23 protein-coding genes are annotated in these 22,437 nt (G+C 34.4%); 1 reads left to right on the top strand and 22 read right to left on the bottom strand.

The features are described 5' to 3' along the window. Positions 1 to 33: 33 nt before the first annotated feature. Genes Q0820_RS10140 through Q0820_RS10095 form a run of 10 tightly spaced genes read right to left on the bottom strand, consistent with a single transcriptional unit; the run spans position 34 to position 9,194 of the window. Positions 34 to 1,089 carry a histidinol-phosphate transaminase gene (locus Q0820_RS10140; RefSeq protein WP_298487527.1) on the bottom strand — a complete coding sequence of 352 codons (1,056 nt, stop codon included), beginning with the start codon at positions 1,087 to 1,089 and terminating at the stop codon, positions 34 to 36. A gap of 11 nt (positions 1,090 to 1,100) precedes the next feature. After that, a complete protein-coding gene (locus Q0820_RS10135) occupies positions 1,101 to 2,333 on the bottom strand; it encodes an MFS transporter (RefSeq protein ID WP_298487526.1) in 1,233 nt (410 codons plus the stop codon). Positions 2,334 to 2,383: 50 nt separating this feature from the next. After that, a complete protein-coding gene (locus Q0820_RS10130; RefSeq protein ID WP_298487525.1) occupies positions 2,384 to 3,610 on the bottom strand; it encodes an MFS transporter in 1,227 nt (408 codons plus the stop codon). 2 nt (positions 3,611 to 3,612) lie between these two features. After that, complete coding sequence (locus tag Q0820_RS10125) at positions 3,613 to 4,179, bottom strand: hypothetical protein (protein ID WP_298487524.1); 567 nt, start codon at positions 4,177 to 4,179, stop codon at positions 3,613 to 3,615. Beyond that, positions 4,180 to 5,181 carry a hypothetical protein gene (locus Q0820_RS10120; RefSeq protein ID WP_298487523.1) on the bottom strand — a complete coding sequence of 334 codons (1,002 nt, stop codon included), beginning with the start codon at positions 5,179 to 5,181 and terminating at the stop codon, positions 4,180 to 4,182. Positions 5,182 to 5,201: 20 nt separating this feature from the next. Continuing rightward, positions 5,202 to 5,879, bottom strand: coding sequence for a CpcT/CpeT family chromophore lyase (locus Q0820_RS10115; RefSeq protein ID WP_298487522.1), 678 nt, complete (start codon positions 5,877 to 5,879; stop codon positions 5,202 to 5,204). Positions 5,880 to 5,895: 16 nt separating this feature from the next. Then, entirely contained in the window at positions 5,896 to 6,831 is a 936-nt protein-coding gene (locus Q0820_RS10110) for a formylglycine-generating enzyme family protein (protein ID WP_298487521.1), read from the bottom strand. Between the two features lie 25 nt (positions 6,832 to 6,856). Then, positions 6,857 to 7,324, bottom strand: a complete 468-nt coding sequence (locus Q0820_RS10105) for a peroxiredoxin (protein ID WP_298487520.1) — start codon at positions 7,322 to 7,324, stop codon at positions 6,857 to 6,859. Positions 7,325 to 7,332: 8 nt separating this feature from the next. Then, positions 7,333 to 8,226 (bottom strand): DUF1838 family protein, encoded by an 894-nt coding sequence (locus Q0820_RS10100; protein WP_298487519.1) that lies wholly within the window; start codon positions 8,224 to 8,226, stop codon positions 7,333 to 7,335. An 11-nt stretch (positions 8,227 to 8,237) separates the two neighbouring features. Then, the gene (locus Q0820_RS10095; RefSeq protein ID WP_298487517.1) at positions 8,238 to 9,194 is read right to left on the bottom strand and encodes a VOC family protein; all 957 of its coding nucleotides are present in this window, start codon (positions 9,192 to 9,194) and stop codon (positions 8,238 to 8,240) included. Positions 9,195 to 9,296: 102 nt separating this feature from the next. Here Q0820_RS10095 and Q0820_RS10090 point away from each other — a divergent pair, with 102 nt between their 5' ends. Then, positions 9,297 to 10,229, top strand: a complete 933-nt coding sequence (locus tag Q0820_RS10090) for a DUF1838 family protein (RefSeq protein ID WP_298487515.1) — start codon at positions 9,297 to 9,299, stop codon at positions 10,227 to 10,229. Positions 10,230 to 10,232: 3 nt separating this feature from the next. On the opposite strand, the gene Q0820_RS10085 is transcribed toward Q0820_RS10090, so the two are convergent. From Q0820_RS10085 to Q0820_RS10030, 12 genes are all read right to left on the bottom strand, one after another. Further along, the gene (locus Q0820_RS10085; protein ID WP_298487513.1) at positions 10,233 to 11,279 is read right to left on the bottom strand and encodes a CpcT/CpeT family chromophore lyase; all 1,047 of its coding nucleotides are present in this window, start codon (positions 11,277 to 11,279) and stop codon (positions 10,233 to 10,235) included. Between the two features lie 18 nt (positions 11,280 to 11,297). Next, positions 11,298 to 11,717 carry a nuclear transport factor 2 family protein gene (locus Q0820_RS10080; protein WP_298487510.1) on the bottom strand — a complete coding sequence of 140 codons (420 nt, stop codon included), beginning with the start codon at positions 11,715 to 11,717 and terminating at the stop codon, positions 11,298 to 11,300. Then, a complete protein-coding gene (locus tag Q0820_RS10075) occupies positions 11,717 to 12,070 on the bottom strand; it encodes a hypothetical protein (RefSeq protein WP_298487508.1) in 354 nt (117 codons plus the stop codon). Before Q0820_RS10075 ends, Q0820_RS10080 begins: the two co-directional genes overlap by 1 nt. Before the next feature lie 11 nt (positions 12,071 to 12,081). Beyond that, positions 12,082 to 13,266, bottom strand: a complete 1,185-nt coding sequence (locus tag Q0820_RS10070; RefSeq protein WP_298487506.1) for a class I SAM-dependent methyltransferase — start codon at positions 13,264 to 13,266, stop codon at positions 12,082 to 12,084. A 5-nt stretch (positions 13,267 to 13,271) separates the two neighbouring features. Then, complete coding sequence (locus Q0820_RS10065) at positions 13,272 to 14,888, bottom strand: hydantoinase B/oxoprolinase family protein (RefSeq protein WP_298487504.1); 1,617 nt, start codon at positions 14,886 to 14,888, stop codon at positions 13,272 to 13,274. Between the two features lie 85 nt (positions 14,889 to 14,973). Beyond that, the gene (locus Q0820_RS10060) at positions 14,974 to 16,401 is read right to left on the bottom strand and encodes an FAD-dependent oxidoreductase (RefSeq protein WP_298487502.1); all 1,428 of its coding nucleotides are present in this window, start codon (positions 16,399 to 16,401) and stop codon (positions 14,974 to 14,976) included. A 2-nt stretch (positions 16,402 to 16,403) separates the two neighbouring features. Further along, positions 16,404 to 18,476: a hydantoinase/oxoprolinase family protein gene (locus Q0820_RS10055; RefSeq protein ID WP_298487501.1), complete on the bottom strand. Its 2,073-nt coding sequence runs from the start codon at positions 18,474 to 18,476 to the stop codon at positions 16,404 to 16,406. Positions 18,477 to 18,567: 91 nt separating this feature from the next. Next, positions 18,568 to 19,401 (bottom strand): SDR family NAD(P)-dependent oxidoreductase, encoded by an 834-nt coding sequence (locus tag Q0820_RS10050; protein ID WP_298487500.1) that lies wholly within the window; start codon positions 19,399 to 19,401, stop codon positions 18,568 to 18,570. A gap of 3 nt (positions 19,402 to 19,404) precedes the next feature. Further along, the gene (locus tag Q0820_RS10045; RefSeq protein ID WP_298487498.1) at positions 19,405 to 19,716 is read right to left on the bottom strand and encodes a hypothetical protein; all 312 of its coding nucleotides are present in this window, start codon (positions 19,714 to 19,716) and stop codon (positions 19,405 to 19,407) included. Between the two features lie 69 nt (positions 19,717 to 19,785). Beyond that, entirely contained in the window at positions 19,786 to 20,547 is a 762-nt protein-coding gene (locus tag Q0820_RS10040) for an aldolase/citrate lyase family protein (RefSeq protein ID WP_298487496.1), read from the bottom strand. Positions 20,548 to 20,551: 4 nt separating this feature from the next. Further along, complete coding sequence (locus Q0820_RS10035) at positions 20,552 to 21,076, bottom strand: hypothetical protein (RefSeq protein WP_298487494.1); 525 nt, start codon at positions 21,074 to 21,076, stop codon at positions 20,552 to 20,554. Positions 21,077 to 21,087: 11 nt separating this feature from the next. Further along, on the bottom strand, positions 21,088 to 22,437 hold the full coding sequence (locus Q0820_RS10030; RefSeq protein WP_298487493.1) for an NAD(P)/FAD-dependent oxidoreductase: 1,350 nt from the start codon (positions 22,435 to 22,437) through the stop codon (positions 21,088 to 21,090).

Below are 22,437 nucleotides of genomic sequence, written 5' to 3'. Positions count from 1 at the left end.
ATTGCCTTATTTTTTTAGGGATTATTCTATTGGTTATCTATTTATAACTTGTTTTAAAGCCTCCCCAAATTTTATCATATCTTCCATGTTTCCCATACTTATACGACACCAATTTGTATGCGGTAAAAAAGGGCGTCCTATAGCTATTCCTTTATCCCTCATTTGTACGCGAAGCTCTCTAATATCTATGCCGGAATTAAAGAAAATAAAATTGGTATGCGAGGGAATATAATAAAGGTTAAGCTCTTCTAGTATTTTATATACATACTGTTTACATTCCATGTTATAAGCAAGACTTTTTGCATAAAACTCTTCATCTTCATAAGATGCTTTTATTGCTGCTATTGCCATCATATTTGGCCTTGCCATTATATTTTTTCTAATTCTTGCTGCAATATCTGGCCTAGCAACTAAATAGCCCATTCTAAGACCCGCAAGTGCATACACTTTAGAAAAAGACTTAGACACAATTACATTTTTACCTTCTTTAACTAGTTCAATCATGGAAGGATAATCTGGCTCTGTTATATAGTCACAATAAGCTTCATCTGAAAATACTGTTGTTTTTTCCGATACCGAAGTAAAGAAATCTAACAACTCCTCTTTTGGAATTAGATCCCCTGTTGGATTATTAGGATTGCAAACAAAAACCAAAGAAGTACGGCTGGTAATTCTTCTCTTCATTTCGGCTAAATCATGACGCATATCTTTGGTTAGCGGTACTTTATTAATAAAAGCACCAAAACGCTCTGCATAAGTCATTAAAAAATCATATACAGGATCCGCGGTTATAATTTCTCCACCATTAACTCCATATGTTAACCCCGTAGCATTTAAACCCTCAGAGGAACCCACGCAAATAACTATATGTGCTCTAGAAACCCCTTCTTTTCTTGAAATAAGTTCTGCCAATGCTTCTGTTTCTTCATAAGGGTAACGACACCCTTTATCAAGAGCATCTATCATAGCTTTTCTAACTTTTTTAGAAGGACCTAAAGGGTTCTCGTTAGCACTAAGTCTAACATAATCATATTCAGTTTCTGTAATTACATTTTCTGGTTTTCTATTTTTTAAAATATCTAATAACATAGGGACAAAAATTAAGAAGTTACTTTTTCTGTTTCTTGAACAGCAATAATTGGTTTTATAAAAAAGGAAACAGAAATTGCTATACAAAGTATAATTACTACCACCCAAAAACTCATACTATAAGAACCTGTTTGGTCCGATATTAAACCTGTCATCCAAGCTCCTAAGCCAGCTCCAAGGCCTTTAAAAGCTGCTATTATCCCTCCTATTTTACCTGCAGATTTAACACCAAATGTGGTAATAATAATATAGTTAATTATAGTGTAAAGACCTCCCCAGCCTAAGGCATATAATATTAAGGCAGGCCATACTAAAACAGGAGAATCAAGGGCAATACACAAAGCTCCTAAAGCCATTAAAGACACCTGAATTTTAAAAAGCTTATGTTCATTTATGTATTCTGCAATGGTACCAGATACCAATTTAGAACCCAAAATAATCATAAAGAAAACACTTAACGTATTTCCTGCAGAGACCACTGAAAAATCTTGCTCCCTCAAGTATAGAAAAAGATTTGTTATTAGTCCCATTATACTATAAAAGCAACATGCCCCTACGATACAAATAGCCCAAAAAACACGTGTTTTTAACGCTTTTTTAAATTGAATTTCAATTAGCCCAGTTTCTTTATCTTTTGCAGAAGTATCTGTACTTGTTTTCTCTTTAAACTTAACAGGTTTTATAAAAATAAATAATAGTAGTGCTACTAAAATAGGTAGTAAAGCCTCGTACTGAAATGCAGTACGCCAACCAAAATTCTTTAATAACGGAATTCCTATTTGAGGAATAATAATACCCCCTGCAGAAGTTCCTGCTAATGCTATTCCTATAGCTATTCCTCTTTTTTCAGTAACACGTTTTGAAACCATTATCAAGACTGCAAGAGCTCCTGCACCAGAGAGTGCAATTGCAAAAACAAAATGAATTAAGTATACGTGCCAGGTAAACGCTATCTTAGAATAAAGGTATAGCATTGCAGAGATTACAAGCAAACCAATTATCATTAATCGTTTTGCTCCGTATTTATCTATTACCGCACCAACAAAGGGAGCAAGTAAAGCTGCAGATACTAAATTAATAAAATCTCTAAATTTTAATTCGGATTTAGTCCAATCCAAATCTGTCAAAATTGCTTCGTCAAAAATTGTAATTCCCGATATGGTTAAACCATTAGATACTATTAATAAAATTGTTCCTAGAATAGCTACTCCTAGTATCTTTATAAAAGAATTTTTGTTTGCCATATTTTAAGTTGTTTTAGAGTTATGGCTTACTTGCCTATTTATTAAAACATTTATGTAGTCGGAATACTTTTACTTTCAGGAACGATGGGTTTAATAAAAAACGAAATAGCTAAAGCTATACACAGCAAACCAACAATAAACCAAAAACTTATACTATAAGACCCTGTAGCATCTGCAATTACGGCAGTTAACCACATTCCTAAACCTGAGCCTACTCCTTCAAAAAATGAGATAAGACCCCCTATTTTCCCGGCAGATTTTACACCAAATGTGGTTATAATTATATAATTAAATAATGTGTAAAGACCTCCCCAACCTAGTCCCAATAGTATAAGAGATGGCCATATAAGGTCTGCAGAGTTTACTGCTAAAAGTGCTGCTCCAGAAATCATTAGCAACAATTGAATTTTAAATAGCATGTGCTCATTAATATAATCTGTAGCAACTCCAGAAGACAGTTTTGCAATAAGAATTATAGCAAAAAAGATACTAAATGCATTTGTAGCCTCTTCCGCAGTAAAATTAAGTTCACTTAGATACAAAAACAAGTTATCTATGATACCAAGGATACTATAAAAACAAAAAATACCTGCAAAACAAATTGCCCAAAATACAGGTGTTTTTATGGCATCCTTAATGGTGAACTCTACAAGGCCGGTTTCTTCATCTGTAACTGCTGTATCAACATTCTTATTCTTATATTTTACAGGTTTTAGAAGAATAAAAATTGCAATAGCTATTAAAACTGGTACAATAGACTCCCATTGAAACGCCCCGCGCCATCCAAAATTATTAAACAATCGTAATCCTATTTGAGGAATAATAACACCACCTAATGAAGTACCAGCTAAAGCTATACCTATTGCGGTTCCTCTTTTACTTTTTATGCGTTGTGAAACCATTATAATAACCGCAAGAGTACCAGCTGCAGAAACAGCAAAGGCAAACAAAAAATGTATAACATACATATGCCAGGCAGCTTGTACAAGTGAATAAGAATAAAGTAAACTAGCAATAAATAACAAACCAATTACAAGCATTTTTTTTACGCCAAAACGGTCAATAGTAGCACCTACAAACGGCATAATGACCGATGAGGCAACCAAATTAACTAAACCTCGAAGCTTAAGTTCAGAACGGGTTAATCCAAATTCTTCGAGTATTGCAGTATCAAAAACACCAATACCTGATATGGTCATTCCGTTGGTAACCACTAAGGTTATGGTACCTAATATTGCAATACCAAATAAGGCGCCAAATGTTTGTTTTTCGCTCATAGTTATATTTTTATATAGTGTATAGGTGTATTATATGGGGTTAGTTTAACACCGTCTTTATGTACTAACTCCATCACAAAAAGTTCCCCTTCTTTTAAAGTTTCGGTTAATCTAAATGAGATTCCATTTATGGGACCTTCATGATCTACGGTGAAACATTGTTTGTCTTCATGCCAAGTATATTCTGCAGGCCCCCAAGGTCTCATTTCTAATTCGTTAAAATCAAAAACTAAATCGTCATTGGTATTAATAACCTCTTCAGGTTTCATATGAAGTGGAACTTGCATAGAATGTAATAAAACCGAAGTATCTCCTTTTACAGTGATATAAAAAAATAGTGGTTTAATTTCTGTTTCCGATTGCCCTGGCTTAACGTAATAACTTTCCTCTAAAATGTATATTCCAGGATGCCCCTCTGGTCTATTTATTATACGATGGTCACAAACATCCGTTACATGTTTTGCATACGGGTGTATCTGCTTCCCTTCGGAAATTTCAGCTTCTATTTGTGCTTTATTGTCTAGCGTACCGCAGAGTATATTTGCAAACTTCTTTAATATTGAATTCATTTAATGCTGTTGAAAAATTTCTACATATAATCCATTCGGCGTTTCTAAGACACAGGCTTTTCCGTCTCCTAAAATATAATCGGAAATTTCTTGAATTTCCGATTTAACTGTAATACCATTTTTTACAGCATTAGCCATAACCTTATCTATATCTGTAGTTTGGAACGAATACATACCTAAACCTTGATTAGGAATACAACTTTGTACTCCGGTATCTACCATATTACCATCTTTAAAATCTAAAAGAAGGTAGTGGTTTTGCTTTGCTTCTGGAGCATAAATACCGCAAAAACGAAATGGCGTATTTGCTTTCACCCCTAAGGCTCCTTCATCTGCAGCTTCCCAAACCGAATCAAAAAGAATGTAATGTTCTAACACATCGGTATAAAATGCAACCTCAGCATCTGAATCTTTTGCAACAAAAGCAGAATATCCCGGCCCTCCAAAACCATCTGCAGGATCACAAGGTGCTAATTGCGGAAAATTTACGCGCTCTATACCTACACAATGCAAATAATCTGGCCCTTTATAAATTGTTTCAAGATATTGCCCTTTTTCGCCATCTGCTCTTACAATATCTCCTAATTGCATTGGTGCCATTGCTTGAACATTATATTCTTGCATTCTTTTATCCATATTCTTTGCATTAGATGTTGGAAAACCTAATGAAAAAGAGCCTGTTTCATAGGAACTATAGCTATTATGAATTTTTGGTGTAGCGGTTTTTAAATGAATAATTCGCAACTGTATTAAACTTGGGACTGTAGCTCTATAACAATGGTATATATCATAATCAATATTTGATGGAATATGCCAAAATAAACGTTGTGCATTTTTTTCATCTTTGGTTAAAGCAACAGCATCTATCTGCATTTTCATAACATCGCCATAAAAATGTTTGTAGGTATCTAAATCTACCGTACATAACGTTGCAGTATGTATATACCCTGTTATAGCTCCTTCTCCTATGCCAGTTGGAATATCTATTTTTGTTTTTTTCATAATCTTTTTCTTTACTCCTTTTACTTAATTCTATCTAAATCATGATATGCATAATTAGCTGCAGTTGAAACTGTTTCTCCAGTAGATAGTTTTGTTATTTTATCTCGATAACTAAAAATATTTTCACTTAATAATACCTGATAATTAAAACACTTATCTCCAAAAGCACAGTCTGTTCCATTCATATACATATTAAATTTACCGTCCTCTTTCTTAACTAATAAATCGCATTTATCTGGGTATGCACTTATCTCTTCTGCAGTTATTGAGTTTAGTAATTCTGAGTTATTATAAGCTCCCACATACTTTTTTTTATCTTTAAAAGGCCACATTTTAACACGAATAATGTTTAAACTATCATCTTTTGTAAGGGTATAAATACGTTGGCGATATGTACTATCTGGTTGGTGGTCTCTATATTCTTCTACATATAATACATGTTCACCAATAGCTGGGTTATTTAATTTTACATAATGCGATTCTATTTGTAAATAACCATCTTTACCTGTATCATCTAACAACCAAACATCTCCCCCTTCTTCTTTTACTTTTGCAATTTGCTTATCATTGTTATACTTTCCTGGCCAAATATTCATGATACTATTTAACTCTGTTTCTAGAGAGTCTAGAGATTTGTTTTGCGCATAACAAGTAACCATCATACTTATGATAAAAAAAAGACTAGTTATTGTTTTCATATTTTATACTGTTTAATTATTTTTTAATTTCTGCTGCTACTCTAAATCCTAACATAAAACTTTTATAATCTGCGCCATCTCTGGAGCGTACCGCTGTTCTTCCCCACGCTACACCGCTAATCCAGCTTCCTCCTTTTGGTGTTCTAAAAACACATTCTTCGTTTGTTCCTAGATAAGAAGAGCCATCTATGGGAGCATCATCTAAGTTGTTCTTAAAACAGTCATTTGTCCATTCCCAAGCATTGCCAATCATATCATATAAACCAAAGGCATTTGGCTTAAATTTTGCAACTGAAGATGTAAACACATAACCGTCTGTACAAGGAAATATAGGCCTCGTAGGGAATTGATTTGAAAAAGTACGATCCCCAACATTAGCATAATCACAGGCTAATTCTGGATCTGTTCCCCAAAACCAAGGACTAGAACTTCCTGCTCTGGTAGCGTACTCAAATTCTACTGTAGAAGGCACTCTATATTCTCTTCCTGTTTTTTTACTTAACCAATCGCAATATGCTTTAGCATCACTCCAACTTACACATACTACAGGAGCATCTTCGCGTTGCGGATATCCAGGATTTTCCCAGTTATGCGATGCTATATAACCATAACTTTTACCATCATAATAGTTACACCCAATTAAAGGTTCTCCGTTACGTATTGGCACATTAGATTTATATTTAGATTCTTTCATGAATACTCTAAACTGTGCTAGAGTAACCTCTGTCTTTGCAATAGCAAAAGGTTTTTCTATAGTCGCCTTTACCCTATTACGCTCTCCTTTTTTTCTTCCAATCTCTTCTTCATGGGAACCAATATAAACAGAGCCTTCTGGAATTTCTATCATTTCTGGGCAGCTTTTACAATCTTTAAAAGATTTTATCTCTTCTATAGTATTACTTTTTAAAGAAAATAATACTGGTATAATTACTATTAAAAGATATTTTCTCATAAGCTAATACTTTATTTATTTTAAACTATAAACCAGCTAATGTCTCTTTAATTTTAACAAAACTTGGAAGTGTTTTCCCATCGGTAATTTCTGCATAACGAACTACTCCCGCCCCATCTATTACAAACGCAGAACGCATTGAAAAACCACTCATTCCTGCAAAATCGCCATCGAATAAAACACCATAATCTTTACTTACCTTTCTGTTAAAATCTGACCCTAAAGGAAATTTTAAATTATTTTCTTTAGCAAACTTGTCCAAAACAAAAGGAGAATCAACAGACACCCCTACTACCTCTGCATTTAAAGAAGCATAGTCGTTATCCTCTCCATTAGCAGTACATAATTGTTCTGTACAAACACTAGTAAACGCTAAAGGAAAAAAGTGTAGTATTACATTCTTTCCTTTATAATTACCTAATGTAATAGGTTCTAAATTAGTGCCAACTAATTTAAAGTCTGGTGCTTTATCTCCTTGTTTTAATGCTGCCATTTTTAATATTATTTTTGTGTCTTACTATCCTCTTTATCTTCTATATACTTTTTAAAAACGGTCCAAGAGGTTTCGTTTGGCCTTTTATCATCCATAGCAGGCGGAGTATTATATTTTGGATAGCGCTCGTCTAATATTTTTTGTAATCTTGACCAAATCTCATCTTTTTTTAAGACACTTTTACCTGTTGCATTGGCAATAATCCACCCAGGACGGCTTCCCATCTCCATCCATGGTAACCATTGCGACATACGTTGCCATGATATATTAGACTGGCTAATATTCTTAATTTTGGGGTTAGTTAATTCTTCGGTCTTATAATACGTATTAAATATTTCCATAGCATGGTAGGTGCCTCCGACATATTTTTGATAATCTCCGGCAAGCGGGTTTTTATAAAACAAAGGAACTTCATGAGAGGTAACACTAATTTCGCCGTACTTTCTAAAACCTGTTTTTAGTGTTGGTTTACCATCTTTATCATTAACATAAACAGTATTTCTCATATTCACTGGATCATTTGCTACATGAACCACATCTACAACTTCACCTGTCCACGGATTTTTCCATTTATCTATTATTTCGTTTGTCTCTGGGTCTAGATACATCATTATTTCTCTTCCTACTAGTTTAAAACCTTTTCCTCTAACCGGATCTTCTACACAATCACATTGCCTAACATTAAACCCTATTACATTAAATAAATGACGGTCTTTCTCTCCTTGTACACGACTGTATATACGACCCTCCCACATACTATACATAGGCTTACCTTCTTCCACAGTACTACAAGAAGTTTTTTGCCTTATCTCTAAAGCTTTTTCTCCTTCAAATGTCATTTCTTGAGCTTGTAACCCAACTGTAAACACAACACCTAATAACCAAGTAATTTTTGTTCTCATTTTTATCATTTTTAATTAGTTTTCTCTAAAAATTCCCACCATACCCCATCTGGACTTAATAGTGCAAAGCAACTTACTTTGCCATATGGTTCTATTATTACTTCCTGTAACGAAGAATGTATTTTTACTTCTTTCTTTAAAAGAGTATTATAATAAGATGTTATATCTTCTACCTCACAACGGTACATCAACAACCCTCTGTTTGGAGGAATAGCCAGACTAGAAAAATCTTTACCCTCTACACCATCAAACTCACATAATTGAAACATTACATCTCGCGTACCGTCTAATGAAAAAATATTTGCCTTACAGGTAACATTTGTAATCATGTTCATAGGAATACCAAACATATTTTCAATAGGTTCATCTTTCTTTACTTGATACTCATTTAACAAAGTGAAACCTAACTGATTCTCATAAAAAGCTCTAGAAGCTTCCAAATTTTTTACCGTTAAAGAAGAATTGTAAATATGAGAAGGTATTTTATAACCCTCTGGCAATTCTAAAGGCGGTTCTACTCTATGTGTAAATGCAACAATAATATCATCATATCCTTGCATTAAAATATCATATAATTTAAAAGGACCCATGGTCTGTAACAATGGATCACTTAAACCATGCCAACCCAAATCTCTTATTTCATTAAAAGTTTTAGCTACTTCTGGTACTCGCAAGTTAATATCCATAATGCCTCCAGTATCCCATGGTTTTTGAGAAGACCTAATAATTTCTTGCGATACACTATTAAATTTCACCAATCGTAACTTTCCCGAAGTGTGTTTATTAAACTGAATTAAAACTTCGTCTGCTGTTGCCTCTTCTTTTAGATTCCAAAATTTAAGTACAGATGTATTAGTCTTGTATTTTCCAATAACAGATAACCCACCATAGTCACAGAAAAAATTAGTCACTTTATCTATGTCTCCTACACTGTAAATTACTTCTAAAATTGTCTTTAGTTGATGCATTCATTTCGACATTACATCAACAAGATACAAAATAATTAACATAGTTAACTGTTAATTATATTAATTATTTAAATATATTTAAGAGAATTAATTTTTAACAGTATGAAAAAAGATATAAAAAAAATAAGTAGACGTTCCTTTTTAAATACATCTTCGGTTTTACCATTTGCCGCTATACCTGGGATAGGCTTAGCTTCTTCTTTTACTCCTAACACAGAAAAAAAAGGAGAATTAAGTACTTCCTTTTCTAAAGAAGATCTTTTTAAATTACATATTCGTTTAATGGGAAGCCTAAAACCTACTACCATATACAATTGGTTTTCTGGACATTTATGGGGTATAATTCCTGGTGAAGCCCCTAAACCACTAACCACTTTACAAGGTTTAGCTAAAAGTAACTGGAAAAAAGAAGAAAAAAACTATACTAAAGAAAGTTTTGATTTAGGTTTTTTTGGAGATATAGAAACTGGCAAAGTTCTAGATACTTGGAAAAATCCTTATACCAATAAGATTATAAAACCTTTTCATTTTATGTATGGCGGGGGCAGTAAAACAACATATACCCCAGACGGAATCTTATCTGGAGAAACCATTAAACCCTATAAAGAGAATTGGGTGCAATCTGGAGAACAAATTTGGCTAGATGAATCTGGCTCTGCAAGTTTTAAAAATCCGCTACAACCTGAAGAATGGCCAATTTCATCTGCAGGAGAACAAATGCATTTTGGCTCTTCTACAACTTATGTTACAGATGCAAAACAACTTTTTAATCCTAAAAAAGATTCCTGCGAACAGACTTTTTTCTGGACAGCAATAAACTCCTGGGAGCCTTGGTTACATATGGGTCAAAAACCTGGATTTGTAATGTGGCGCGCTACTGGTAAAAAAATAGTAGATATTTCTGAAATACCCGCATCTATGCTAGATTATGTTTCTAAAGTACAACCCAATTATTTTGAAGAGGAAAGACCTTGGAAAGGAAGAAGAAGCACCTATGCAAGCTATAAAAAGGAACGTAAGCATAATGAAAAGTAAACATTAAGAACCAGGCCTTAATTCCTGTTGCATTTTTACATTACGAGGCGTTTTTAAATCGCATTGAACACGAATCCATCCTGGGTTAAAACCAATACGATCTGCACCTGGGTTACCCCAAGAATATATTAAAGTTTTATTTGTTTCTTGGTCTAAAATATAGATTACAAAAGTTTCTCTGTGCATACCAAAAGACCAAGTATTACGCATTCCAAGCAGCATATTACGACCATCCGGATAGGTAAACTTAAAAGATCCTCCTTGATCTAAAATATCTATATAATGATTAGTAACTGTAGATCTTCCATTTGTATCATTCGGAAAATCTATCATGCAAGTAAAACAACGCGCTTTTTCTAATTGGTAAGCACTCTTTTGCTTATCATCACTAAAATTAAATGCATTTTCAGTTATACTAAATTGATACTCTTTTGCATCTTTATCTGTACAAGAATTAGCAATAGTTTTTGTAACAAACCCATCTCCTTCCCTTCTAAGTAGCATAGTGCACCCTTTTTCTAATAGAGAAGATTCTGGTGTTAATTTAGACACCTCATTAAAACTATCTCCTTTTGCTAGTATTGGTTTCTTTGTTTTAAAATGATACACCTTAACTTTAATAGCATTTTCTGCATCATCTGGCACTAATTGATATATGCATTGCCTTGTAATTAAGTTCTTATTATCCTCTCTATATTCTTCTATGTACACTGCTCCAACGCCAAAATTAGAATTCTGAAATTGACTTACAGAGACATGAACTCTATCATGTTTAGTATCTTCTAATTTCTGAATTTTATCAAAATCTAACTGCTCTACATTGTCATACTCTCCTTTCCAAATATGCATAAGATAATCTAACTCTCTTTCTGGGTAAGAAAATTTTCTATTTGGCTCTACTGTAGTAGCTAGCCTTTTAATAGTACTTTTTGAGGTTTCTACCATTTCGGGAGAACTAGAGCCCTTATTTTCTTTTTTTTGCTGACTATTACCTACTAAAAAACCCATTAAAAAAATTAGGGTTATTATTATTTTCTTAATGGGTTTCATATAATTAAGTTTGATGGTTTAATTTTTTAACCAATCTCCAACACCATATGGATCGGGGTGTGGAGCAGAAACATGCTCATGACGAATTTTCCAATCATTATTTTCTCTTTTAAATACAAAAGATGTTCTAAAAGTGTTAAATACTTCTTTACCTCCTACATTTAAATATAGCTCTGTAATACCGCTAATCCACCCCATATCGCCTACAATTTCTTCAAAAGGACCTTCTGTCCAAACAATTTTAGTCATAGCAATAGGGGAAACCGTAAAATCTTCCCAACCTTTAGCTATCATTGAAAATCCTTTAGTACTGTAACGTGGTCCTTCTAATACTACATAAGTTTTCTCATCCTGGCAGTACCCATTTCTTATTTCTTCTATATCCTCCTGAATAATAGCATTAAAAAACTTAGTAATTCTATCGTGTAGTTCTGCCATTACATTTTATCTATATCATTAGCAATATCGGCAATAGACTTATCAGGGTTTTCTAATTCTTCCATTTCTTGTTGTACTATACGTAGTACTCTAGAAATATACTCGCTATGCCACTCTTGCCTTTGCGTTTCTTCTTCTTTAGTTTCTGGTACATAAGCATCTATTTCTTCTTGGGATACTAGTCCTTTTTTCTCTAATAAACGTTCCATAGTATCCATACGTTCCCGCATTACCGCTAACTCTCCTGCAATTGCCATGGTAATATTTAATACACGTTCTACCGCAGGATCCTCATGAAAATACGGGCGTTTGCCTTTAGATTTACTAGATGCTAATTTTATATGATCGATCATAATATTCTTTTTTAATTTTTAATTGCACCAAAAACATTCCATATAGGAGAGCGCCCATGATCTTCTGGTTCCTCTGCTTTTTGGGTGCCATCATCCAAATCGTTTTCTGCTTTTGCTCCTATTTGCATAAAATCTTCTTTTCTAAAACCAGATGCTTGCATTAAATCTATAGGCTCTATATCATGCATTTTAGACCAATAAGGTTCACTATTATTTAGAGCATCCCAATCTCTAATAAACTTTTCGAACAGGGTCATATCATTGGTATACTGAGGTTGTTCTATGTGTAAGGTAAGTCCCCCAGGTTTTAAAAGACGGTAAACTTCATTCATTATTTTATATATAGATTTACCTCCTGTTTCATGAAAAAACATAGTGGATTGGACCCAATCAAAAGATTCATTCTCAAAAATTGTTTTTGCAGCATCCATTTGCATAAACGTAACATTGGTTACTCCTAAATCTAATGCTCTAGCATGCGCATATCGTAGCATTGGAGCTCCTGTATCTATAGCAATTACCTCGGCATTAGGAAAGGCTCTTGCTATTGGTAATACATTATGCCCCATGCCACAACCAATATCTAAAATTCTTTTTGGAGCAAAGTCTGGGTACGTTTTCTTTACCCAACTTGTTATTGCTTTACCGCCTCCATCATTATACCTGCCTAACAAACCAGCGGTAGTAACAAAAATACCAGAATCGTAATTTGCTGCAGGAGTTACGTCTCCCTCAATTAATTCGGTATGGTAACTACCTGGCATTAAATGGTTATCTACTGCCAATAAGTATTCTGGAACTTTACAATTAGGGTCTAATACTAAGGTAGATTTTCCTTTATTAAACCCCTCTGCTTTATCTCTTAATTCTTCCGCCTGTCTTAACACAATAGATCGCCCAGCTTGTTGTCTCATTTCCATAGTACTTCTTCGTAAAGAAGACCATATTTGGTAATGAGAATCTTTACTTATGGCTTCTTGCAATTCTTCTACAGATGCTATATTACGACCATTTTTTGCTTTAAAAGCTGGCTCTACCCTTTTTTCATAAGCCATTTTATTGCCTTGCGACACATGTGCCAAATGCTTATTTAAACTTGCTAGGAAATTATACCTAGCTCTCTCGTCATGATTTGTTTCTGGCATCATAGCATGTTTTGCTATTTTGTTCCAAACTGGTGGTAAATTCTTTGCCATGTCTCTTAATTTATATATCCTAATGCTTTATCTTCTTCTATCAACACTTTATCTCGTTGTGCTGGGTCTCCATAACCTCCTCCTCCTGGGAGTGTTAATATTAATTCTTCTCCTGGATGTAATTTATCTAATCCTTTAGGCGGAAAATCTCTATGCGGAATAATTTCCATTGCTCCCATTTGCCCATCCTGACCTAATAAAATTCCTTTAGCAGGAGTTTGTGTTTTTTCCGTTAGTAACGATATATTTAAAGCATTTTCTCCTACATTTTTAAAGCTAAAACGTTGCCCTAAACCTCCTCTATACTTTCCTTCTCCGCCAGAATTTGGTACTAACGATTTTTCGGTAACCAAAACTGCAATATCTGTTTCTAAAACTTCAATAGGTACATTTGCTACATTAGTAGGGAAACTAAGTACATGCTCTCCATCCATAGTTGGCCTTGCACCATATCCTCCATTTAAAAAGAAGTATTCTACAAACTCTTTTCCTTTATGTTCTCCATTTAATACAATACACCAACACGCACTTCCGCAATCTGCCTGTACCTGTTCCGGAACTGCTTTTGCTAATGCCCCAAAAACTACCGAGTGCAACATATTACCAGTAATATTCCTAGCCCCAAGTGGAGACGGTTTCTGCGCATTTACTAAACACCCTTTTGGTGCGGTAACTTTTATAGGGTAAAAAGAACCATCATTGTTTGGAACATCTGGACTAAAAGTACACTTAATAGGATACGCCGTATAAGCATACGTATAGTTAAGTACCGCATTAATACTTAGCGGGTGTGCACCAGAAGTACCTTCATAATCAGCATGAATTTCATCTCCTTTAATAGTGACTGTAATTTCAAAATGACAACCATTTCCTCTACCATCACCATCGGTATCATAACTATATTGATAGCTGCCATCTGGAGCCGCTAACAATGCTTCTCTCATGGCTTTTTCTGATGCGTTAATAACTGCATCTGCTAGATCTTGAAGGTCACCTAAGTTATTTTCCTCCATCAATTTCATCAGTGATTTTATTCCCTGATCATTAGCTGCAATTTGCGCTCTAATATCTCCTATAGTTTGGTCTGACGCTCTTACATTATGTTCTAAAATATTGAATAATGTATGGTTAGGCTTTCCTTCTGCTATAAGTTTGGTCGGGGGAACCATTAGCCCTTCTTCATATAAATCTCTAGAACCAGCTCCCCACAATACGCCTCCCATATCTGGAGAGTGTGCAATAGTGCCAATAAAACCTATTAATTTATTTTCATGAAAAATTGGGGAAACGATACCAATATCGGGTTTATGACCAGCACATAACCATGGGTCATTTGTCATAACTACATCTCCTTCTTTCCATGTTTCTAACGGAAAATAATCTGCCAATAAAGCCTTTGTAAGCATAGGTAATACTCCTAAGAATGAAGGAACAGAAACACTAGATTGTGCTATAGACCTTCCTTTCCTATCCATTAAAACTACTGCAAAATCATTGGATTCTCTTGTTACCGTGGAAAATGATGTTCGCTGCAAGGTTGTTCCTGCTTCATCTACTATACTTATTAGCCGAGACCAAAGAATACTCAGCGCTATTGGATCAAATGTTGTTTTTGTTTGCATGAATTAACATGTATTACAATTAGTTAACTAAGTTAACTAATTTTTGATTAGTAATCTTATTTTGAATGTTAAACTTTGAAAAAAACTAGCTTAAAGTTGTTCCTAAAAGCCTTCCAAAACTTAACGCAGGGGTAATTGCCATACCACTACAAAAAGAACTTCCACTTGTTGCTCCAAGTCCTAAAAATTCTCCTGCGGCGTATAAACCTTCCATAGGTATTCCTTTTGTATCTACAATTTGTAATTCTTTATTCACTTTAATACCTCCAAAGGTTACAAGTACAGAGGCATGTACTTTTAAAGCATAAAACGGAGCTTCTTTAATTGGGTCTTCTAAATAAGTTCTACAAAAAACGGGGTCTTTTTTAGTAGCTACCATTTGGTTGTATTCTTTAATAGTTTTTTCTAAATTATCTAAAGGAAGCCCTGTTTTTTCTGCTAATTCTTCTATAGTATTAGCCATAGTTAAAGCTCTATTTTTTAATGCTTCTTCTTTCATTTGCTCTACAGTCCAACCAATTACAATAGGATTGTGGTTTCCATTATTGTCCATAGAAACCAAAGCTTTTTCATCAAAAATTATCCAAAAACTCCAATCTGGTTGTTGCATTACAGTAAGCTCTCTTGTTTCTGGACTTACCTCATCTTCTCTAATAAATCTTTTACCATGTGCGTTTACATATATATCTCTAGGCTGGCGGTAAATAGAGGTTAATACCATTGCCCAAGCTTTATTAAAATCTACACGACCGCTTCCTGCTACTTCTTCCATACCACCCAAACTAGGTAAATGAAAATTTCCTAATCTAAATGTGGCTCCTATTTTCTCTACTACTTTATGTCCGTCTGCTGTGGCATTAGGATGAGCACTACTTACCAAAGGAATATCGCCATGTTTTTCTTTAAAATAAGCAGGATTACTACCATAACCACCTGTAGTAATTACAATGTTTTTTCCTTCATATATTTTTTCTCCTTCAGGAGTAATACATAAAACTCCGTCAAAACGTTTTCCTGTTTTTCTTAGTCCAGAAAATGAGGTGTTAAAATAAATTTCTATACTTCCGTTTGCTACATATTTTTCCCATTGCGGAAGAAGTACTTTATAGATACTTAATGCTTTTTCTGGGCCATAAATAGTCCTTGCAGTTTCATAAGCTACATGACCATATATAATTCTAGGACATTCTGGCGCCCATTCCATTCCTAAATCATCTAACCATTGAATCGTTTTTGGGGCTTCAAAAACTGCTTTTTCTGTAAGGTCTAAATCTCCAGATTTACTATTAATTCTATAAATGTCTGCTAAATGTTTTTCTGGAGAATCTTCAATCCCTTTTTCTTTTTGTAAGTGCGTACCGCCAGCGCTCATATGACCGCCAGACCAGTGTAATGCTCCGCCAACATAATCCGCTTTTTCTATTACCCCAACTTTGAGTCCCCGTTCTGCTGCAGTAATAGCACAGCTCATTCCTGCTGTACCCGCCCCTACTATTAGAATATCATAACTCATAATTAATGATGTAAATCGATAATTATATTTTTGTCTTTATCTACATGTACAGAACTATTAACCCCTATAACCGTAGTACTTTCTGTTTCTTCTATTATGGCTGGTCCATCAAACTTTTCGTTAGATTTAAGTGCATATCTATCATAAACAGGGCAATCTAAATAGCCTGTTTCCTCAAAATACACTTTTCTAACTCCTTTGTAAGCTTCTGCATCGGTTGCCGTGGTAGAAAATTGTTTTACTTTCATTTGCGGAATTGGCCCTTGCACTACTACACGCCATGTTACCATTTCTAAAGACATACCTTCTATAGATCGGTTATACCTAAATTCGTATTCTTTAACAAAACGTTTTTCTATTTCTGGAATAGAATTTTCGCTTAATTCTCCTTCTGGAATTTCTATGGTAATTTCATGTCCTTGCCCACTATAACGCATTTCTACAACGCGTTCTACAGTAGCGTCTTTTTTATCTATTCCAGATTGTGCTAAGAAATTATAGCCATCCTGCTCCATATTCTCCAAAAAGCTATTAACTTCTTTCCAATCTATCTCTTCTATTTCTGAAATAAAACTGTGTATTTTTTCGCTTGCCACGGGAGATACTAAAAATCCTAATGCAGAAGTTACCCCTGCTCCAACAGGAATAATTAATCGTTTTGTATTCAATAATTTTGCTACACCAAAAGCATGTACTGGTCCTGCACCTCCAAAACCTATCATATTAAAATGACGAGGGTCCATTCCTTTTTCCAAAACATGAACTCTAGCGGCATTTGCCATATTTTCATTCACAATTTTATGAACTCCCATAGCTGCTTCTTCTATAGAAATATTTAAAGGTTCGGCAAGTTTAACACGTATTGCTTCTCTAGCGGCATCTACACTTAATTGCATATCGCCACCTAAGAAATAATCTGCATTTAAATATCCTAAAACTAAATCGGCATCGGTTACGGTTGGGTCTTCTCCTCCTAAATTATAACATGCAGGACCTGGGGTAGACGATGCACTATCTGGCCCAACGGTTAATAACCCAATGTTATTAACTCTTGCTATACTACCACCACCAGCACCAATTTCTATTAAGTCTATTACTGGAATACGCACTGGAAGTCCGCTTCCTTTTTTAAATCGTTTTACTCTACCAGCTTCAAAATGGTTGGTAATTTCTGGTTTTCCTTCATAAATTACACAGGCTTTTGCAGTGGTACCTCCCATATCAAAACAAAGTAGGTTCTCTTCTTCTAAATGTGTTCCATAAAAAACACCTGCCATTGCTCCTCCTGCTGGGCCAGATTCTAATAAATGAATTGGCGATTTACGAGCGCCATCTATAGTGGTTAATTTTCCGCTAGAAATCATAATATTTATGTTTCCAGAAAAGCCTGATTCTCGCAATTGTGTTTCAAAATCTTTTAAATACTTATCTGTAATAGGCTGCACATAAGCATTCATTGCCGTTGCCGAACTACGTTCATACTCTCTAATTTCTGGCATAATCTCAGAAGAAAGACTGTAATAAACGTCTGGTACATTTTTGGCTAAAAAGTCTCCTAGTACTTTTTCATGTTTTGTATTGGCAAAAGAATTTAATAAACAAACTCCAACTGCCTCTATACCATTGTCCTTTAAAGCTTTTGCTAAAGGCTGTAAATGTGTTTCATCTAATTCTGTTAGTATATTACCATGCGTATCTACTCTTTCAGAAATTCCCATTCTAAGGTTTCTAGGAATTAATGGTTTGGGCATGGTTAAAAAGATATCGTAAATATCATAACGCATTTCACGACCAATTTCTAAAACATCTTCAAAACCCTTGGTTGTTATAAATGCTGTTTTGGCTCCTTTACGCTCTATTACTGCATTAGTAACCAAAGTTGTTCCATGTACAATAGCATCTATCTTTTTTACTGGAAAACCAAACTTAGCTTCTAGTTCTTTTATCCCATTAAAAATACCAACTGTAGGGTCTGGGTATGTTGTTAGTGTTTTTGCAAAATAAAGTTGATTGCTTGTGTCTTCAAACAACACAAAATCTGTAAATGTTCCGCCTATATCTATTCCTAATTTCATTGTAGTAAGTTCTATTGTAGGTTGATAATTGCATTACTTACCTCTTTTGAAAGTAAATTAAATAACCAACACTACATTATACATTTTTCTTTTAATGGTATTCTTCTCCCCCTGTTACATTCATAGCCTCTCCAGTTATATAATCTGCCTGATCGGATGCTAAAAAAGCTACTGCCTTTGCAATATCTTCTACTAAACCTGTTCTTTTTAATGGGTTTTTATCTACAATAGATTGTAAATATTTATCATAGTCTAACCCCATTTTATCACTAAAAAACTTGTTTTGCCAATGCCCTAAACCTGTAGTAATATGGTTTGGGCAAACCGCATTTACTCTAATTTTATATGCTCCTAATTCTACGGCATTAGAACGTGTTAAGCCAATCATTCCGTGTTTAGATGCTGTGTATGCTGCAGCAAAAGGAAAACCTGATTTAGCTGCTTGACTTGCAATATTTACAATACAACCGCCATTTCCTTGTTCTATCATTTGTAAAGCAGCATGTTTAGAACATAAAAAAGCTCCTTTAAGATTCACATCTAAAACAGCATCCCAGCTCTCTTCCTTGAATTCTGTAAAAGATTCCATTATATACCCAATACCTGCATTATTAATTAAAATATCTACAGTCCCAAAAGCTTCTTTAGATTTTTTAATTAATTGCATTACTTGCTTTTCTATCCGAACATCACAAGAAATACCTACTGCGTTTACTCCTAGCTTTTTAATTTTCGCAACTATAGTATCCATTTCTTCTGTGGTACCAACATGCTCTTCACTAAACTGTTCTCCTTTAGTTACCCCTATATCCGAAATAACAATATTACAGCCTTCTCCTGCAAGTTTTATTGCAATTGCCTCTCCTATTGCCCCTTGCTTGCCCGAGCCTGTAATAACAGCTGTTTTGCCTTTTAGATTATACATATACTATGCTATTTGTTCTGATATAATAAACGTAGGATTATCTGCAAATTCTTGAAACTGTGCTGCTACTTTTTGCATCGTTTCTGATGTTACCTCTTCTCCTAATTTTGTCATATCATTAATTTCTAATACCTCACAATACTGAAAAGGCGATGTATTATCAGTACCCATTATGGTTCCTAATTTGAATACTTTAAATGAATCTACTGAAGACATGCTAGATGCTGTTGGAACATCTGTAGTTTGCGCCCACTTTTCATAAGCTTCTTGTGAAGCATTATTTTTTAGATTAAATAAAACGACTAATGCTGCCATATTTTCTATTTAAGGATTAAACTTTTATTATTAACACGGAATAATAATTTGTAGTATTTGTATTACAAATTATTTTCTTGCTTCTAAGAAAGCATTTCCAGAAACCTTGATAAGACCTTGTACGGAGTTCATGATAAAAGAAGCTCCTTTTTCTATTAATCCTTCTGCTTGTGCTGCACTACCAGCAACAGTACCAAACCATTTATTAGATTGGTTTATGGTTTCAAAAATTTCATCTAATTGTTTTTTTACCTCATCATGTCCCGGTCCATCATAATATCCCATAGACATTGCTAAATCTCTAGGGCCAATAATAAACCCATCAACTCCATCAATTTTACACAATTCTGGCAAATTCTTTACACATTCTAAAGATTCTATCTGCGGTAATACTAATGTTTGCTTATTTGCATACTCTACATATTCTGCTTGGCTCATACTCCCTTGCATATAATCTGCCGCACGAACAGGACCTAAACCTCTTTTTCCAAAAGGTGGGTATTTAATTGCTTCTACCAGTTTTTTAACATCGTCAACAGTATCAATACTTGGCATCATTACTCCCATAACACCTGCATCCATATATTGAAGAATTAATTTAGTATCTACGCTTCTAATTCTTGCTAATGGAGTGGTATTTACTAACTCGCATGCACGTACCATATTGGTAACTTCTGATGCCGTAATAGCTCCATGCTCTCCATCCATCATATAAAAATCCATACCAGTAAGGCCTACATACTCGCAAATAGTAGGGTCTACTGTAGGTCCTATTATACCAAAACCTACTTTACCATCTTCTATTCTTTTTTTAAGTCTATTCTCTTTCATAACCTTATTCTATTGGTTCTCCTTTAGCTATTTTTTCACGAACATAATTCATTAAGCCACCTGCGCTACCTACCTCTGCAACAAAAGGTGCTGCAGGAACAGATTGAAAAGAGGCTCCTTTAGATATATTTGTTATTATACCTGTTTCTGGATTATATTCTAGCTCATCTCCGGTTTCACACCCCTTATCAATATCATCACAAGTAACAAATGGTAATCCGTAGTTTATAGCATTACGAAACTGTAATCTTGCAAAACTTGTTGCAAATACAGCCTGTACTCCCGCTCCCATAAGGCCAGTAATAACATGTTCTATAGATTTACCACCTCCTGCAAAATTATGCGCAGCTACGATAAAAGTAAAACCGGCATCTTTAAATGCATTCTCCTTATTAAACTCTTCTTTTACACCAGCCATTACCCACTTACTATTTTCGGCAGGGTCTATTGCAGATGTCCAATATTCTTGAATGATAATATCGTAGGCCATTACATAATCGTCTGCTACCCAACATTTTCCTTTTATCATTATTTTATAATTTAATTAATTAATTCAAAAAATACTCTTTTGGCAGATTCCGCTGCCGCTTCCATTCCCCTTGACATATGGGCTGTATGTTCTCCTGCAAAATGTAAATTACTCGCGGGTTTTATCATATCTATAAACCAAGCAGCTTGCCCTACACCAAATTCTGCGTATGCTCCTTTATTATATTTATATTTCCCCCAATTTTGCATTCCTAAATATTCTATTTTTCCTGTTGATGCTGGCCGTATCTCACTCATTTTTTTAATGGTATACGCTGCAACTTCTTTCTCTGACATAGTATCAAAAAAAGTAGTTCCTGTCCCATTTACCCAACAAGCAATTTGTTTTTCATCTCTATGAGAGCTCAAATTCATAACACGTTCTAAAGGAGTATCTGTCCACATTGCAGCGGGGCTACCATCTTCTTCCCAAAAAAGTTCACTATGTGCTAAATGAATCTGAGTAATTTTGGTGTAGTTTAAATTTTGAATAGCCTTTTCTTGATTGGTATTAAAACTAGCGTTCATTTTTACATCTCTCAATGTAGAAAAAGGCAATGTAGAAACTACTTTTTTACTTTTATAACTTGTACCATCATTACAAGTAACCAAAACACTCTCTCCAGAATCATCTATAGAAGTAACCATTTTATTTTTTAAAACTGGTTTTTTAAGTCTTTTTGCTATAGACTCTATAAATGGAGCTGTTCCTCCTTTAAAATTAAGTACTCTCTTAGAGATATTATATTTTCTAAAAGCACTACTATGATAGGCATTCATAACAGAAGTTTCCCTAACGTCATTATAATTAGCAGTAATATTTACCAAATCTAAATCTGCTTCAGATAAACCATTACGTTTTAAAACTTTACTATAAACCTCATCTAACTCTGGTCTTTTATACCATTCGTCTAACGCTCCTAATTGTTTTTCTTTACCAAATGCTATATACTGTAGCATTCTTGGGTTTGGTTCTTTACTGTCCCAAGTATTATGCAATACACCGTCTTTATAGATTGCCGTTGGCGAATTCATATAATCCGTTATATCTATCATCTCGGTATTAAATTCGTTAATAAGAGACATGACTTCTGCATAACCATCTCCAATACCTTTTCCTCCTACATCTCTATTAATATCCTTGCGCGTAAACATTCTTCCGCCAATTCTACCACTACCTTCTAATAAAATATAATCTCTTCCTTCTTTTTCAAGTAGATATGCTAAATAAAGACCAGATAAGCCCCCTCCCAAAATAAGGAATTCTGTATCTAAAGCTTTGGTTTTAGTACAAGCCAAAGGGCTTAGCGCTACACCTAACCCAGCTATTCCTGTTTTTTGTATAAAGGAGCGTCTTTTCAT

Origin of the sequence: uncultured Maribacter sp., from assembly GCF_947495965.1 — a bacterium.
GTDB lineage: Bacteria > Bacteroidota > Bacteroidia > Flavobacteriales > Flavobacteriaceae > Maribacter_B.
Note: the sequence above shows the minus strand (reverse complement) of the source record. Positions and strands in the feature narration are given on the sequence as shown.